Genomic DNA, 16,243 nt, shown 5'->3' on the forward strand with positions numbered 1-16,243 from the left:
CCGGCCTGTCCGGCCGGGCCAGGGCTCGTGGCGCCGGTATCGTGCCCCTCGTGAATGCGTGGGATGCCGTCCTTCTCGGCCTCGTCCAGGGCCTGACCGAGTTCTTGCCCGTCTCCTCGAGCGCGCACCTGCGCATCGTGGGTGAGCTGATCGGCTCGTCGGACCCGGGGGCGGCGTTCACGGCGATCACGCAGATCGGTACCGAGACCGCGGTCCTGCTGTACTTCCGGCGGGACATCGCGACGATCTGCCGAGCCTGGTGGCGTGCGGTGCGGGGCGAGAACGGCACCGACTGGCGTGCCCGGATGGGCAAGGGCGACCACCACGCCGCCATGGCGTGGTTCATCGCACTGGGCTCGGTCCCGATCGTGGTCCTCGGCCTGCTGTTCCAGGACGCGATCGAGGCCTCGCTGCGCAACCTGTACATCACGGCGTTCATGCTCGCCGCGTTCGCGCTGCTGCTCGGGCTCGCGGACCGGGTCGGGGCCAAGCGGAGGACGCTCGACGAGCTGACCCCGCGCCAGGCCGTCGGGTTCGGGCTGGCGCAGGCGCTCGCCCTGGTCCCCGGCGTCTCCCGGTCCGGCGGCACCATCACCGCGGGCCTGCTCATGGGCTTCACACGGGAGGCGGCCGCACGCTACTCGTTCCTGCTCGCGATCCCCGCGGTCCTCGGCTCGGGGTTCTACCAGCTCGCGAAGTCGGTCGCGGCGGACCCCGTGCCCGGCTCGCCGGGCTTCGGGGCGACCCTGATCGCGACGCTCGTGGCGTTCGTCGTCGGCTACCTCGTGATCATCGCGTTCCTGAAGATCGTCTCGACCTTCAGCTACACGCCGTTCGTGATCTACCGGCTCGTGCTCGCGGGAGTCGTGGTCCTGCTGCTCACGTTCGGTGTCCTGCAGCCGCTCGCCTGACCCGCGCCCGCCGACCCGGTGGGTCGTGCCCGCTACATCCAGCCGACCTTCTTGAACGCCCCGTACAGTCCGCAGCACCCGACCACCATGATCGCGAGCGCCATCGGGTAGCCGAGCGACCAGTGTAGCTCGGGGATGTGGTCGAAGTTCATGCCGTAGATGCCGCCGACGATCGTCGGGAACACGAGGATCGCGGCCCAGGCGCTGATCTTGCGCATGTCCTCGTTCTGGCGCACCGAGACCTGCGACAGGTGCACCGAGAGCATGTCGGACAGCAGGTCGTCGTGCGCGTCGAGGTGGCGGTCGATGCGCTCGACCGTCGAGACCAGGCGGTCCATGAGCCGCTTGTCGAACGTGATACGCGACCGTGCGCTGCCCGACACGAGCTCGGGCAGCTCTGCCGTGATGGGCAGCAGCGCCCGCCGGGCCTCGGTGATCTCGCGCTTGAGGTCGTAGATGGGCAGGACGGGGTCGGCGTGCCGCCGGGGCTCGAACACGATCTTCTCGACCTCGGCGACCGCGTCGCCCAGGGCGAGCTCGACGTCGGAGGCGGTCGCCACGAGCGCGAACAGAGCCTCGCCCGCGAGGTGCTGGACGCCCTTGCCGCGCCCGTGCGACGGGCCCGTCAGGTGCTCGCGCATCCGGTCGTGGACGCCCCCGGCGCCATTCTCGACCGTCACCACGACGTCCGGCCCCACGAGGATGCAGAAGCTGCCTGTGCTGACCTGCCGGTCCTCCTCCGAGAAGGCCACGGTCGGGGTCACGACGAGCAGCCAGTCCATGCCGATGTGCTCGACGTGCGCCAGGGGGTGCTTGACGTGCCGCACGTGCACGGGCAGGTGCCCGCGCCCCCACTGCGTGCTCAGGCCCACGCCGAGGGCCTCTGCGGCCTCCACGAAGTCGTCGAGCGTGCGTACCTCGTACCAGCGCGCACCGGCCTCCTGGTCGGCCGCCCCCGGCTCGGGTGCGTCCGCGGTACCACCCGGTCCCGTGCGCCCCTGGGCGGGCCGCACGCGCCCGTCGGCCCCCTCGACCCACAGTTCCTTGTAGCGCGTCGGCTCCGAACGCGGCTTCTCGTGGGCGTCCGGCTCGGTGGGTCGGGGGTCGGCGGGGCGTGTGGGTTCGGTCACCCCTGCATTCTTGCCCGACGCCGCAGGCACGCCACCCAGGACGGGCTCGCGGCGCCGTCGGGCAGGCTGGGGCGCCCACGCACGACGACCGTCGAGGAGCCCGGGGCCGTTCGCGGCTAAGGTTGTCGCGTGCACAGCTGGCCCATGCCTCAGATCCCGTCCCTGCCCGGTCGAGGACTCCCGATCCGGGTGCACGACAGCACCACCGGGGAGCTCGTCGTCGCCGCGCAGGGGGACACCGCGACCATGTACGTCTGCGGGATCACCCCGTACGACGCGACCCACATCGGGCACGCCGCGACCTACGTCGCGTTCGACCTCCTGAACCGCGCCTGGCGCGACGCCGGGCACGAGGTCACCTACGCGTCCAACGTGACCGACGTCGACGACCCCCTGCTCGAACGCGCGACCGCGACAGGCGTCGACTGGTGGGACCTCGCCGTCGAGCAGACCGCCCTGCTCGCCGAGGACATGACGGCGCTCGGCGTCGTGCCCCCCGACGTGTACCGGGGCGCGGTCGAGGCCATCCCGGACGTCGTGCAGGCCGTCGAGGCCCTCATCGAGGACGGCTTCGCGTACCGCGTGCCCGTCGAGCCCGGTGCAGGCGGTGACCGTCCCGATCTCGGGGACGTGTACGCCGACCTCAGCGCCGACGCGCGTTTCGGCGCCGTGTCGCGGTTCAGCCGTGAGGACATGCTGCGCCTGTTCGGCGAGCGCGGCGGAGACCCCGAGCGCGACGGCAAGAAGGACCCGCTCGACCCGCTGCTCTGGCGACGCGAGCGTGCGGGCGAGCCCACCTGGGACGGCGCGAGCCTCGGCACCGGGCGCCCCGGCTGGCACATCGAGTGCGCCGTCATCGCGCGCGACGGACTGGGCCTGCCCTTCGACATCCAGGGCGGGGGAGCGGACCTGCTCTTCCCCCACCACGAGATGTCGACCTCGCACGACCGCCTGCTCGACCACGGGTTCGGGGCGCGCAACCACGTCCACGCGGGCCTCGTCGCCTACCAGGGCGAGAAGATGAGCAAGTCGCGCGGGAACCTCGTGTTCGTCTCGCGGCTGCGCGCCACGGGCGTCGACCCCATGGCCATCCGCCTGGCCCTGCTCGCGCACCACTACCGCTCCGAGTGGGAGTGGACCGACACCGACCTCCCCGCCGCCGTCGAGCGCCTCGAGCGGTGGCGCTCAGCGGTCTCGGGCAACGGTGGCCCCGACGCCGACGCGACGCTCGCGGCCGTCCGGGCGGCGCTCGCGGACGACCTCGACGCCCCCACCGCGCTCGCCGCGGTCGACGCGTGGGCCGACGTCTCGCTCGCCGACGGGCGCGACACCTCGGCCGACACCGAGGGCGCGCCCGGCGTGATCTCGCGCGCGGTCAACGCGCTGCTCGGCGTGCGGCTCTAGTCCCTGCGCGTCACCGCTCCGTGCGTGACGACGGCCCGTGGCTCCCCCTGGGGAGCCACGGGCCGTTCGTCGTGCGGGGCGTGCGTGCCGGGCGGACGGGGCCGTGCTCAGGCGAGCGGGCCGCCCGTGCCGTCGTCCCGGCGCTTGAGGTAGCGCTCGAACTCGCGCGCGATGGCCTCGCCGCTCGCCTCGGGCAGCTCGGCAGTGTCCTTGGCCTCCTCGAGCTGGTGGACGTACTCCGCGATCTCCTCGTCCTCCGCGGCGAGCTCGTCGACGCCGTGCTGCCACGCCTCGGCCTCCTCCGGGAGGTCGCCCAGCGGGATCGGGTCGGACAGCAGCTCCTCGACCCGGGACAGGATCGCGATGGTCGCCTTGGGCGAGGGCGGGTTCGCGACGTAGTGCGGCACCGCGGCCCACAACGACACGGACTGCATGCCTCGCTCCGCGGCGGCGTGCTGGAGGACGCCCACGATCCCCGTCGGCCCCTCGTACGAGTTGGGCTCGACGTCGAGGACCGCGCGCAGGCCGGCGCTCTCGGACGTCGCGGTCATGGGGATGGGGCGGGTGTGGGGCACGTCGGCGAGCAGCGCCCCCAACGTCACGACCGTCGTGACCCCCTCGCGCTCGGCGAGGTCGAGCAGCTCGCGGCAGTACCGGCGCCAGCGCATCGACGGCTCGATGCCGTGGACCAGCAGGACGCGGCGCCCGCTGCCCGGGGCCGTGGCCGCGACGATCTTGGTCGCGGGCCAGCTGATCTCGCGGCGGCCGTCCTCCCCGGTCGTGACGACCGGACGGATCACCTGGAAGTCGTGGTACTCCTCGGGGTCCAGCTCCGCGAGGTCCTGGGCGTCCCAGAGGTCGTGCAGGTGCAGGAGCGCCGCGGTCGCGGCGCTGCCGGCATCGTTCCATCCCTCGAATGCGGCGAGCATGACCGTCTGGCGGTGCTCGGCCGGCTCGGCCGGGAGTGTCGGCTCGGGCAGGTCGGCCGGGTCGAGCGGTTCCCTGGTCTCGTTCATCGTCCCAGCCTAGGACGCCGGAGGTCCGGCGGCTGACGCGGCGGCCCGGTGCGCTCGTCGCCCGTCGCTGCCGGGAGGCGTGCGTGGGCCGCAGCAGGACCGCCAGCTAGGGTGGCAGGACGGCCACGAACCGTTCCCCGAAGCATGGAGTACTCGTTGAACCCCCTGGAATCACCCGATCTCGCACGCCCCGACGCCGCCTCCCGTGAGGCGCTCGTCCTGCCGCAGGCCGTCCTGTGGGACATGGACGGCACCCTGGTCGACACCGAGCCCTACTGGATCGCCGCCGAGCACGAGCTCGTCGAGGCGCACGGCGGGACCTGGTCGCACGAGCAGGCGATGCAGATGGTCGGCAACCCGCTCATCGAGTCGGCCAGGATCCTCCAGGCCGAGGGCGTCGACCTGCCGGCCGAGCAGATCATCGACTTCCTCATCTCGCGCGTGATCGCGCAGGTCGAGGTCGAGGTCCCGTGGCAGCCCGGCGCGCGCGAGCTGCTGGCCGAGCTGCGCGAGCGCGGGGTGCCGTGCGCGCTGGTCACGATGTCGTACCGCTCGCTCGCCGAGCCCGTCGTCGGGATGACCCCGCCCGGGTCGTTCGAGACGCTCGTGTGCGGGGACGAGGTCACGCACGGCAAGCCCCACCCCGAGCCCTACCTCGTGGCGGCCGAGCGCCTGGGCGTCGACGTCACGCGCTGCGTCGCGATCGAGGACTCGCCCACGGGCATCGGGTCCGCCCGCGCGGCAGGGGCCGCGACGCTGGGCGTCGAGGCCGTCGTCCCCGTGCCGGTCCTGCCCGGGCTGAGCCGGACGCCGTCGCTCGCCCTCGTGGACGTCGACACGCTCGCGCGCATCCTCGCAGGTGACGTGGTCGACCTCATCGAGGACTGAGGCGCGCTCGGCGTCGATCCGGGCGCACACCGCACGGTCCGGACGTGTGGCACCGGTACGTACGGGGGCCACTCCGGCCTGGATGTGTGTTCTGCGGAGCGCCAACAATTGTTGGTGCTCCGCAGAACACAGACCCTGGGGTCCAGACGCTCAGGGCTTCGTCCGCGCCGTGGCCGGGGTGCCAGTGCTCCCGCCGGGCTCCCCTCGTGCACGGCCCGAGCCAGTTCGGCCCGACCGCTCGACGCGTCCTACGACGCCACGGCCTCCGGCGCGATGCCGAGCGCGAGCTCGACCGCACCCTCGGGGATCTCCGGGGGCGTCCCGCCGAACTGCGGGCAGACGGCCTGGTACGCGCACCACCCGCACAGCGGGGTCCTGCGTGGGGTCCACTGCCCGGTACGTGCGGCCTGCGTGATGGTCGACCAGAGCGTGCGCACCTGCTCCTCGACCGCGAGGAGGTCCGCCTCCTGCGGCTCGGCGCGTAGCACCTGGCCGTCGCCCAGGTAGACGAGCTGGAGCATCTTGGGGATCTCGCCCCGCTCGCGCCACAGGACGAGGCCGTAGAAGCGCATCTGGAACAGGGCCGAGCCCTGGTACTGCGGGCGAGGCGACTTGCCCGTCTTGTAGTCGACGACCCGCATCGCGCCGTTCGGGGCGACGTCGAGCCGGTCGACGATGCCGCGCAGCAGCGGGCCGTCCTCGAGCTGGGTCTCGACGAACATCTCGCGCTCGGCGGGCTCGAGGCGGTTGGGGTCCTCGAGCGTGAAGTACGTCCCCAGGAGGTTCCCCGCGCCGTCGAGCCAGGCCTGCACCCCGCCGTCGACCCCAGCAGCGCCTCCGGCGAACAGCTCCGCGTACCGCGGCTCGGCCTGCTGCAGCCGCTCCCACTCGCCGGGCAGCATGGCCTGCGCGGCCGCGAGGGTGCGCTCGCCCAGCGGGGCGTCGTACAGGCGCTCGAGCACCGAGTGCACCAGGGTGCCGCGTGCGGCGGCCGAGCTGGGGGGCTCGGGCAGCTTGTCGACCACGCGGAAGCGGAAGAGCAGCGGGCACTGCATGAAGTCGTTCGCCCGTGACGGCGACAGGGCGGGCCGACGGCGCTCGCGGGGCGCACGGCCCAGGAGCTCGGCGGTCTCGACGGACTCGAGCGGCTCCGCGGCGTCTGCAGGCCCACCCGGCACGGCAGGCCCACCCGGCACGACGGGGCCGCCGGGCTCGCCAGGAGTGGTGCCAGAGCCGGTGAGGTCGGGGGCGAGGGACGTCATGCGTCGAGCCTACGTGTCGACGCCCACACGCTCGCCATGCTCCACAGCCCAGGTCCGGCCCAGGTGCCCGACATAGGGTGTCGACGTGGAGACCACCCCGGCACCGGCACGTCGCGCCCCCCGAGACCCGCAGCTCACGAAGGGCTGGACCATCGGTCGGGTGTCGGGCGCCCCCGTCATCCTGACCCCGTCCTGGTTCCTGGCCGCGGCCGTGCTGACGTTCCTGTTCGTCCCCACGGTGCGCAGCTTCGCGCCGCACCTCGGCAGCAGCGAGGTCTACCTGGTCTCGTTCGTCTTCGTGCTGCTGCTGTTCGTCTCGGTGTTCCTGCACGAGGTCGCGCACGCCGTGGTCGCCAAGGCCCGGAGGCACCAGGTCACGGAGCTCGCCGTGACGCTGTGGGGCGGCCACACCGCGTACTCGGGTGCGTCGAGGCGTCCGCTCGACGGCATCCTCGTCTCGGTCGTCGGCCCGCTCACGAACCTTCTCCTCGCAGCGGTGTGCTGGCTCGTCTTCCAGGTGCAGCCGACCATGACGATCCCCGCCCTGCTGCTGTACGCGGCGGCGTTCTCGAACGCGTTCGTGGGGATCTTCAACCTCCTGCCCGGCCTGCCGCTCGACGGCGGCCAGATCCTCGAGTCCGCGGTCTGGGCCGCGACCGGCTCGCGGACCACGGGCACGATCGTCGCCGGCTGGGTCGGGCGCGTCGTGGCCGTCGGGGTCGTGCTGTGGGCGCTCGCATGGCCACCGCTCAACGGGTATCAGGTGTCCTTGTTCACGGTCGCGTGGGCCGCCCTGATCGGCGCCTTCCTGTGGTCCGGTGCGGGCGCCGCGATCAAGAACGGCCGCACGCGCGCGGCAGTCGCGGACCTGTCGGTCGCGGCGCTCGCATACCCGGCCGTCGCGGTGCCCGTGACCAGCACGGTGGCCGACGCCGTCGCGTCGGCCCAGCGTGCCGGCGCAGGCCACGTCGTGCTCGTCGAGACTGACGGTCACCCCGTGGCCTTCGCGGACCCTGCGGCCGTCGCCGCGGTGCCCCCGGCACAGGCGGCGCTGACCCCGGTCGGGGCGGTCGCCGTCGGGCTGCCTCCGACCGCGTGGGTCGACGTGCACCTGCGCGGCCAGGCCATGCTCGACGCCGTGGCCGCGGTGACGCGCGACGCCCCCGTGGTCGTCGTGACCGACGGCGGTCGCGTCGTCGGGCTCCTGGACGTCTCGCGCGTCGTCGCGGCGCTCAAGGGGACCCGCGGGCGCTGACCCGTCACCGGGCCGCGTCGGAAGTGAGGGCGGGCCACGCCGCCGCGCCCGACTAGGATGGTCGCCCGTGACCCACGACCCCGCGCACGACGCCTCCGCCCTGCCCGTCCCGGCCGACGACGCCGCCACGCGGGCCCCCACGCCGACCGGCGCCGACGTGCGGCGCGGACCGCTGCGTCTGGGGGACAAGGTCCAGCTCACCGACCCGCGCGGCCGCCTGCACACCATCACGCTCGCGACGGGCGCCACGTTCCACACGCACCGCGGCTACCTCGCGCACGAGGACCTCGTGGGGCTGCCCGAGGGGTCGGTCGTGCGCAACACCGCGGGCATCGAGTACCTCGCGCTGCGCCCCCTGCTCGCCGACTACGTGCTCTCGATGCCGCGCGGCGCGGCCGTGGTCTATCCCAAGGACGCCGGCCAGATCGTCGCGATGGCCGACATCTACCCCGGCGCGCGCGTCGTCGAGGCGGGCGTGGGCTCGGGTGCGCTGACCATGTCGCTGCTGCGCGCCGTCGGCGACCAGGGCACGGTCCACTCAATCGAGCGTCGTGAGGACTTCGCGGCGATCGCGCGCGGGAACGTCGAGCTGTTCTTCGGTGGGGAGCACCCCGCGTGGGAGCTGTCGGTCGGCGACCTGTCCGACGTCCTGCCGCAGGTCGCGGAGAAGGGCTCGATCGACCGCGTCGTGCTCGACATGCTCGCGCCGTGGGAGAACCTCGACGCCGTGGCCGACGCGCTCGCCCCCGGCGGGGTCCTCATCTGCTACGTCGCGACCGCGACCCAGCTCTCGCGCCTCGCCGAGGACCTGCGCTCCGACGGCCGGTACGCCGAGCCCTCGGCGTGGGAGTCTCTCGTGCGCGGCTGGCACCTCGAGGGGCTCGCGGTGCGCCCGCAGCACCGCATGGTCGGGCACACGGGCTTCCTGCTCACGGCGCGCCGCCTCGCGGACGGCACGGTCGCGCCCCTGCGCAAGCGTCGCCCCGCGAAGGGGTCCTACCCGGTGGCCGAGGAGTGGACGCCCGAGGACCTCGGCGAGCGGTCGGTCTCCGACAAGCGCGTGCGCCGCGTGCGCCGCGACGTCGGCCAGGGTCCTCAGCTGGACCCGCGCACGGGCCAGCCGCTCGAGCCGGTCGACACCGTGGACGGCGTCGACGAGCCCCTGGCGGACCCCGCGTCCTCGGTCGAGGACACCCGGGACGATTCGGGCGCAGTCGACAACGATTGAGGAACGGCCGTCTCAGCCCAGGTGTTCCTGGAGCGCCTGCGGGAGACTTGTGCGTAAGGTCGTGCCTCGATCACCGGGTTGCCGGGGGTCGGTGACGCGCCGGTGACGGGGTCGACCGCACGACCTCCTGACGGTGCCTGCGAGAGGGAGAAGCCGGATGACCGACACACCTGGACTGACACCTGGACCGACCCCGAGCCGTGACGCGGAGCGCCAGCAGGCGATCCTGTCCGCGAAGAACGAGCGGCTCGCCGAGGCCCTGCGGGCCGCGCGGGACCAGATCATCGACCTCAAGCGGCAGATCGACGAGCTCGCCAAGCCGCCGGGCACCTACGCGCTGTTCCTCGGTGCGCACCCCGACGGCACCGTGGACGTGTCCGCGGCGGGCCGCAAGATGCACGTCGGGGCGAGCCCGGGCCTCGACGTGTCGCGGCTGGCACCGGGCCAGGAGGTCAAGCTCAACGAGGCCATGACGGTCGTGGCCGCTGGCGGGTACGAGCAGGTCGGCGAGCTCGTGACGGTCAAGGAGCTCCTGGGCTCCGACCGGGCGCTCGTCGTGGGGCGCTCGGACGAGGAGCGCGTCGTGCGGCTCGCGGGCTCGCTCGCCGACTCGCCGCTGCGCGTCGGGGACTCCCTGACGATCGACACGCGCAGCGGGTTCGTGTTCGAGATCGTGCCCAAGTCCGAGGTCGAGGAGCTCGTCCTCGAAGAGGTCCCCGACATCGACTACTCCGACATCGGTGGCCTGGGGCCGCAGATCGAGCAGATCCGCGACGCGGTCGAGCTGCCGTTCAGCCATCCCGACCTGTTCCGCGAGCACGGGCTGCGCCCGCCCAAGGGCGTCCTGCTGTACGGGCCTCCCGGGTGCGGCAAGACGCTCATCGCCAAGGCCGTCGCGAACTCGCTCGCGCACACCGTCGCCAAGGCGCGCGCCGCGGCGGGCGAGCTCGCGGGGGAGACGGTCGTCTCGGACCCTGAGGGTGCCAAGAGCTACTTCCTCAACGTCAAGGGGCCCGAGCTCCTCAACAAGTACGTGGGGGAGACCGAGCGCCACATCCGGCTCATCTTCGCCCGCGCCCGGGAGAAGGCCTCGCAGGGCACCCCGGTCGTGGTGTTCTTCGACGAGATGGAGTCGCTGTTCCGCACGCGCGGCACGGGCCTGTCGTCAGACGTGGAGACGACGATCGTCCCGCAGCTCCTGAGCGAGATCGACGGCGTCGAGCGTCTCGACAACGTCATCGTCATCGGCGCCTCCAACCGCGAGGACATGATCGACCCGGCGATCCTGCGCCCCGGGCGGCTCGACGTGAAGATCAAGATCGAGCGCCCCGACGCCGAGGGGGCCAAGGAGATCTTCGCGAAGTACCTGACCACGGACCTGCCGATCCACGCGGAGGACCTGGCCGAGCACGGCGGGAGCCCGCAGGAGGCCCTCGACGCGATGATCACGAGCGTCGTCGAGCGCATGTACTCCGAGGAGGACGAGAACCAGTTCCTCGAGGTCACGTACGCGAGCGGCGACAAGGAGGTCCTGTTCTTCAAGGACTTCAACTCGGGCGCCATGATCCAGAACGTCGTGGACCGCGCCAAGAAGTCCGCCATCAAGGACTTCCTGGCGACCGGTCAGCGCGGCATCCGGGTCGAGCACCTGCTCGCGGCGTGCGTCGACGAGTTCAAGGAGAACGAGGACCTGCCGAACACGACCAACCCCGACGACTGGGCGCGGATCTCCGGCAAGAAGGGCGAGCGCATCGTCTTCATCCGCACGATCGTCCAGAAGAAGGGCGACGGGGCGGGTGCCACGGCGCGCACGATCGACACCGTGACCAACACGGGTCAGTACCTGTAGGCACCTGCAGGCACCTGCAGGCGCAGGTGTCGACGCGCGGCGCCGCGCCGCACGGCCGGGCCCGACGGCGCACCCCGCCGCCGGGCCCGGCTCGCGTCGGGGACGGGTCGGGCAGGTGCGTCGTGACGGTCCTCTCCGTGGACAGCCCGCCCCGCCGTCACGGCCCCGGCATAGGGTGGTGCTCGTGACCGTGCGACGCGTGATGGGGATCGAGACCGAGTACGGCGTGCTGCAGCCCGGGCGGCCGCTCGCGAACCCGATGCTCATGTCGAGCCAGGTCGTGACGACCTACCGGGCGCTCGCGGCCCGTGCCGACGGCGCTCGCGGCAAGGCCCGCTGGGACTACGACGACGAGGACCCGTTGCAGGACGCCCGGGGTTTCCACCTCCAGCGCGCCGCGGCCCACCCCTCGCTGCTGACGGACGACCCGACCCGGCCTGCGCCGTCGGGCCCCGTGGCGCAGCGCCCCGGCGTGGCGACCTCCCTCCAGGAGGTCGCGCGCCCCACGCACGAGGAGTACGACGACCCGAGCGCCGCGAACGTCATCCTGACGAACGGTGCGCGGCTGTACGTCGACCACGCGCACCCGGAGTACTCGTCGCCCGAGGTCACGAACCCGGCCGACGCGGTGTGCTGGGACGTCGCGGGCGAGCGCATCATGCTCGCTGCCTCGCGCGAGCTGAGCGCCGTGCCGGGCTCGGAGGTCGTGCTCTACAAGAACAACGTCGACGGCAAGGGCGCCTCGTACGGCACGCACGAGAACTACCTCGTCGACCGAGAGGTACCGTTCACGACCATCGTCGAGCTGCTCACGCCGTTCCTCGTCACGCGCCAGGTCTTCACGGGCTCGGGGCGCGTGGGCCTCGGCGCCGTGGGGCAGGAGCCGGGCTTCCAGCTCTCGCAGCGCGCGGACTACATGGAGGCCGAGGTCGGCCTCGAGACCACGCTGCGCCGCCCCATCGTCAACACGCGCGACGAGCCGCACGCCGACCGTCAGCGCTGGCGGCGCCTGCACCTGATCATCGGGGACGCGAACCTGTTCGAGGTCGCGACCTACCTCAAGCTCGGCACCACCTCGCTCGTCCTGTTCGTGATCGAGCAGCTCGACGCGCTCGCGACCGTCGAGGGGGCGTCCGGGGCCTCGCTGCGCGCCGAGCTCGCGGCCCTGCGCCTGCACGACCCGGTGACGGACGTCCAGAAGGTCAGCCGCGACCTCGACCTGACCGCGCCGCTCCTGCTCGCCGACGGGCGCTGGCTCACGGCCCTCGACGTCCAGCGCGCGTACGCCGACGTGGCACGCCGCGCGGCCGAGCACCTGGGCACGCTCGACGACGAGACCCGGTCGGTCCTGGACCGCTGGGACTCGGTCCTCGAACGCCTCGGGACGGACCCCTCCTCGTGCGCCAAGGAGGTCGAGTGGGTCGCGAAGCTGCGCCTGCTGGACCGGCTGCGCCAGCGCGACCACCTCGACTGGGACCACCCGCGCCTGGCCGCGATGGACCTCCAGTGGTCGGACGTGCGCCCCGAGCGCAGCATCTACCACCGGTTGCTCGCCGCGGGCGCGGCCGAGCGCGTCGTCGACGAGCGCGCGGTCTCCCAGGCCGTGCACCACGCGCCCGAGGACACGCGCGCGTACTTCCGGGGCGAGGTCATGGCCCGGTTCGGCGACCAGGTCTCGGCCGCGAGCTGGGACTCGGTGATCTTCGACGTCGTGGGCGCCCCTTCGCTCCAGCGCGTGCCCATGCTCGACCCGTTGCGCGGCACACGGGCGCACATCGGCGCGCTGCTCGACGCGAGCACGGACGCGGGCGCGCTCCTCGAGGGTCTCGCGGGCAGCCGATGAGGTACCCCGCCGTGCGCTCGCGGCTCGTCGCACCTCGCGAACTGCACGCAAGAGCCTAGGCTTCAAGAAGACGCGGGCCTCGCGCAGGGCCGCCCACGGATCAGCAGGACAGCACGCACACCCAGGAGGCGAAGATGGCCCAGGAACGCACCAGCGCATCGCACGAGGACCGACGTCCCGACGACGACGCGGCCACCCCCGCGCCCGTCGCCCCGCAGGCCCAGAACCGGGACGCCGAGGTCGACTCGCTCCTGGAGGAGATCGACGAGGTGCTCGAGTCCAACGCCGAGTCGTTCGTCCGAGGGTTCGTCCAGAAGGGCGGCGAGTAGCCGGACCGGCCAGGAGCTGATGACCATGGACTTCTCCGGGCGTCTGCCGCACGCCTTCACCACGCCGGGCTCGTCCTCCTTCGTGGAGTTCCTCGCGAGCCACGCCCCCGACCTCCTGCCGTCCGCGCGGGCCGCTGCCGCGGGCTCCGCCGCCGCCGGCCACGGCGCTGTCGGCGCGCAGCTCGCCCCGCACGCCACGACGATCGTCGCGCTGACCTTCGGGAACCCCGGGTCGCTGGGGGCGGGGGTCGTCATGGCGGGCGACCGCCGCGCCACGATGGGTTCGATGATCGCCAACCGCGAGATCGAGAAGGTCTTCCCGGCCGACGAGTTCTCCGCGGTGGGCATCGCGGGGACCGCGGGCATCGCGGTCGAGCTCGTGCGACTCTTCCAGCTCGAGCTCGAGCACTACGAGAAGATCGAGGGCGCGCTGCTGTCGCTCGACGGCAAGGCGAACCGGCTCTCGACCATGATCCGGGCGAACCTCGGCCTGGCCATGCAGGGCCTGGCCGTCGTCCCGCTGTTCGCGGGTTACGACCTGGACCGCGGGTTGGGGCGCATCTTCTCCTACGACGTCACGGGCGGACGGTACGAGGAGCGCGACCACCACAGCGTGGGGTCGGGCTCGGTCTTCGCGCGCGGGTCGCTCAAGAAGCGCTGGCACCCGGGGCTCGAGCCCGCCGACGCGGTCCACGTGGCCGTCGAGGCCCTGTACGACGCGGCCGACGACGACTCGGCCACCGGAGGCCCGGACGCGGTCCGTCAGATCTGGCCCGTCGTGGTCACCGTGACCGCTGAGGGGTACCGCCGGGTCCCGGACGACGAGCTCGCGGCGGTCGCGGCGCGGATCGTCGCGGAGCGCACCGAGGCGGCCGACGGGAACCGTGCGGCGCGCGTGCGCATCGCGCGCCCCACCGCCGGCCTCGCCCAGGAGCCGCCGGGCGTCCCGCCCGACCTGCCGGACCCGACCGACCAGGCGCACGGGGGAGGTGACGCACGATGAGCATGCCGTTCTACGTCTCGCCCGAGCAGCTCATGAAGGACCGGGCCGACTTCGCGCGCAAGGGCATCGGCCGGGGTCGTTCGGTCGTCGTGCTCGCGTACGACGAGGGCATCGCGTTCGCGACGCACAACCCGTCCCGGTCGTTGCACAAGATCTCCGAGATCTACGACCGCATCGCGTTCGCGGCGGTCGGCAAGTACAACGAGTTCGAGAACCTGCGCGTCGCGGGCGTGCGGTACGCGGACCTGCGCGGCTACTCGTACGACCGGTCCGACGTGAACGCGCGCGGACTCGCGAACGCGTACGCGCAGACGCTCGGCACGGTCTTCACGACCGAGTCCAAGCCGCTCGAGGTCGAGCTGGTCGTGGCCGAGGTCGGGCCGAGCCCGTCCCAGGACCAGATCTACCGCCTGTCCTACGACGGGTCCGTCGCGGACGAGACCGGCTTCGTCGTCATGGGCGGTCAGGCGGAGCAGCTGGGCCGGGACCTGGGCGAGGCCTGGCACCCCGGCATGACGCTCCCCGAGGTGCTGCGCCTCGCGGTCGCGACGCTCGGCGGCGCGGGAGCCCACGACGCCCGCGACGCGCTCGAAGGGGCGGAAGCGATTCCCCCCAGCCAGCTCGAGGTCGCGGTCCTCGACCGCACCCGCCCCCGCCGCGCGTTCCGCCGCCTGACCGGCCCGGTGCTGGCCGGGTTGCTCGAGGACAAGCCCGAGGAGGCTCCGGATGGACCGTAGGATCTTCGGTCTCGAGACCGAGTACGGCGTGACCTGCGCCTCGGACGACGGCCGCGGCCTGTCCGCGGACGAGGTCGCGCGCTACCTGTTCCGCAAGGTCGTGGCGTGGGGCCGGTCGTCGAACGTCTTCCTGCGCAACGGCTCGCGCCTCTACCTCGACGTCGGCTCCCACCCCGAGTACGCGACGGCCGAGTGCGACGACGTCCGCCAGCTCGTGGCGTACGACCGCGGCGGCGAGCGCATCCTGGAGGGCCTCGTGGCCGACGCCCAGGAGCGGCTCGAGCACGAGGGCCTGCCGGGACGCATCCACCTGTTCAAGAACAACACCGACTCGGCGGGCAACTCCTACGGGTGCCACGAGAACTACCTCGTGCGGCGCCAGGGCGACTTCGCTCGCCTGTCGGACGTGCTGGTGCCGTTCCTCATCACGCGTCAGGTGCTCACGGGGGCCGGGAAGATCCTCTCGACACCACGTGGCGCGATCTACGCCCTGTCGCAGCGCGCGGACCACATCTGGGAGGCCGTCTCGAGCGCGACCACGCGCTCGCGCCCCATCATCAACACGCGCGACGAGCCGCACGCCGACGCCGAGTCCTACCGGCGCCTGCACGTCATCGTCGGAGACTCGTCGATGGCGGAGACCACGACGATGCTCAAGGTCGGGGCGACGGACCTGATCCTGCGCATGATCGAGGCAGGGGTCCCGATGCGGGACATGGCCCTCGAGAACCCGATCCGTGCCATCCGCGAGATCAGCCACGACATGACCGGCAAGCACCCCGTGCAGATGGCGAACGGGCGCACGGTCACCGCCGTGGACCTGCAGGGCGAGTACCTGCAGCGGGTCAAGGAGTTCGTCGACGCGAACGGGACCCCCACGCCGGTCGTGAAGCAGGTCCTGGACCTGTGGGAGCGCGGGCTGCGCGCCCTGGAGACCGACGACCTGTCGCTCGTGGACCGAGAGCTGGACTGGGTCATCAAGCTCAAGATCCTGCGCCGCTACCAGGAGAAGCACGGCCTCGAGCTCGACGACCCGCGCATCGCGCGCCTGGACCTGGCCTACCACGACATCTCGCGGACCGACGGGCTGTACAACATGCTCGCGGCGCGCGGCATGGTCGAGCGCATCACGACGGACCTCGAGGTCTTCGAGTCGACCGCGATCCCGCCGCAGACCACCCGGGCCAAGCTGCGCGGAGACTTCGTGCGCAAGGCCCAGGAGGCCAGGCGCGACTACACGGTCGACTGGGTGCACCTCAAGCTCAACGACCAGGCGCAGCGGACCGTGCTGTGCAAGGACCCGTTCCAGAACGTCGACGAGAGGGTCGAGCGGCTCATCGAGTCCATGTGACGTCGGCCCGCCGCGGCGCGACGAGCGCGCCGCGGCG

At 72.5% G+C, this 16,243-nt stretch carries 14 protein-coding genes; 11 read left to right on the forward strand and 3 right to left on the reverse strand.

Annotated features, from left to right (window positions below; all coding sequences use genetic code 11):
* Positions 1-50: 50 nt before the first annotated feature.
* A complete protein-coding gene (locus ACZDYF_RS16735; protein WP_191791303.1) occupies positions 51-911 on the forward strand; it encodes an undecaprenyl-diphosphate phosphatase in 861 nt (286 codons plus the stop codon).
* Between the two features lie 32 nt (positions 912-943).
* Here the strand turns inward: ACZDYF_RS16735 and ACZDYF_RS16740 are convergent, their stop codons facing one another.
* Positions 944-2,041 (reverse strand): CorA family divalent cation transporter, encoded by a 1,098-nt coding sequence (locus ACZDYF_RS16740; protein WP_475059897.1) that lies wholly within the window; start codon positions 2,039-2,041, stop codon positions 944-946.
* Positions 2,042-2,170: 129 nt separating this feature from the next.
* Here ACZDYF_RS16740 and mshC point away from each other — a divergent pair, with 129 nt between their 5' ends.
* Positions 2,171-3,445 (forward strand): cysteine--1-D-myo-inosityl 2-amino-2-deoxy-alpha-D-glucopyranoside ligase, encoded by a 1,275-nt coding sequence (gene mshC, locus ACZDYF_RS16745; protein ID WP_475059904.1) that lies wholly within the window; start codon positions 2,171-2,173, stop codon positions 3,443-3,445.
* Positions 3,446-3,552: 107 nt separating this feature from the next.
* Here mshC and ACZDYF_RS16750 read toward each other — a convergent pair whose 3' ends face one another.
* Positions 3,553-4,461, reverse strand: a complete 909-nt coding sequence (locus tag ACZDYF_RS16750; RefSeq protein WP_191791300.1) for a PAC2 family protein — start codon at positions 4,459-4,461, stop codon at positions 3,553-3,555.
* A 144-nt stretch (positions 4,462-4,605) separates the two neighbouring features.
* Here ACZDYF_RS16750 and ACZDYF_RS16755 point away from each other — a divergent pair, with 144 nt between their 5' ends.
* Positions 4,606-5,349 carry an HAD family hydrolase gene (locus ACZDYF_RS16755; protein ID WP_204808769.1) on the forward strand — a complete coding sequence of 248 codons (744 nt, stop codon included), beginning with the start codon at positions 4,606-4,608 and terminating at the stop codon, positions 5,347-5,349.
* A 248-nt stretch (positions 5,350-5,597) separates the two neighbouring features.
* Here the strand turns inward: ACZDYF_RS16755 and ACZDYF_RS16760 are convergent, their stop codons facing one another.
* Positions 5,598-6,611: a RecB family exonuclease gene (locus ACZDYF_RS16760; RefSeq protein ID WP_475059918.1), complete on the reverse strand. Its 1,014-nt coding sequence runs from the start codon at positions 6,609-6,611 to the stop codon at positions 5,598-5,600.
* 85 nt (positions 6,612-6,696) lie between these two features.
* Here ACZDYF_RS16760 and ACZDYF_RS16765 point away from each other — a divergent pair, with 85 nt between their 5' ends.
* The 8 genes from ACZDYF_RS16765 to pafA all read left to right on the forward strand — a co-directional run bounded on the left by ACZDYF_RS16765 (position 6,697) and on the right by pafA (position 16,206).
* The gene (locus ACZDYF_RS16765; protein ID WP_475059923.1) at positions 6,697-7,866 is read left to right on the forward strand and encodes a site-2 protease family protein; all 1,170 of its coding nucleotides are present in this window, start codon (positions 6,697-6,699) and stop codon (positions 7,864-7,866) included.
* A gap of 67 nt (positions 7,867-7,933) precedes the next feature.
* Positions 7,934-9,094 carry a tRNA (adenine-N1)-methyltransferase gene (locus ACZDYF_RS16770; protein ID WP_475059928.1) on the forward strand — a complete coding sequence of 387 codons (1,161 nt, stop codon included), beginning with the start codon at positions 7,934-7,936 and terminating at the stop codon, positions 9,092-9,094.
* Positions 9,095-9,251: 157 nt separating this feature from the next.
* A complete protein-coding gene (arc, locus tag ACZDYF_RS16775; protein ID WP_475059933.1) occupies positions 9,252-10,943 on the forward strand; it encodes a proteasome ATPase in 1,692 nt (563 codons plus the stop codon).
* A 202-nt stretch (positions 10,944-11,145) separates the two neighbouring features.
* The gene (gene dop, locus ACZDYF_RS16780) at positions 11,146-12,786 is read left to right on the forward strand and encodes a depupylase/deamidase Dop (protein WP_475060027.1); all 1,641 of its coding nucleotides are present in this window, start codon (positions 11,146-11,148) and stop codon (positions 12,784-12,786) included.
* Between the two features lie 134 nt (positions 12,787-12,920).
* Positions 12,921-13,115 carry a ubiquitin-like protein Pup gene (locus ACZDYF_RS16785; RefSeq protein ID WP_030152318.1) on the forward strand — a complete coding sequence of 65 codons (195 nt, stop codon included), beginning with the start codon at positions 12,921-12,923 and terminating at the stop codon, positions 13,113-13,115.
* A gap of 19 nt (positions 13,116-13,134) precedes the next feature.
* On the forward strand, positions 13,135-14,118 hold the full coding sequence (prcB, locus tag ACZDYF_RS16790; RefSeq protein ID WP_475059938.1) for a proteasome subunit beta: 984 nt from the start codon (positions 13,135-13,137) through the stop codon (positions 14,116-14,118).
* A complete protein-coding gene (gene prcA, locus ACZDYF_RS16795) occupies positions 14,115-14,855 on the forward strand; it encodes a proteasome subunit alpha (protein WP_475059941.1) in 741 nt (246 codons plus the stop codon). The genes prcB and prcA overlap by 4 nt, the downstream gene beginning before the upstream one ends.
* Positions 14,845-16,206 carry a Pup--protein ligase gene (gene pafA, locus ACZDYF_RS16800; protein WP_475059946.1) on the forward strand — a complete coding sequence of 454 codons (1,362 nt, stop codon included), beginning with the start codon at positions 14,845-14,847 and terminating at the stop codon, positions 16,204-16,206. Before prcA ends, pafA begins: the two co-directional genes overlap by 11 nt.
* The last annotated feature ends 37 nt before the right edge of the window (positions 16,207-16,243 follow it).

This window comes from Oerskovia sp. PE-21s, assembly GCF_056158145.1.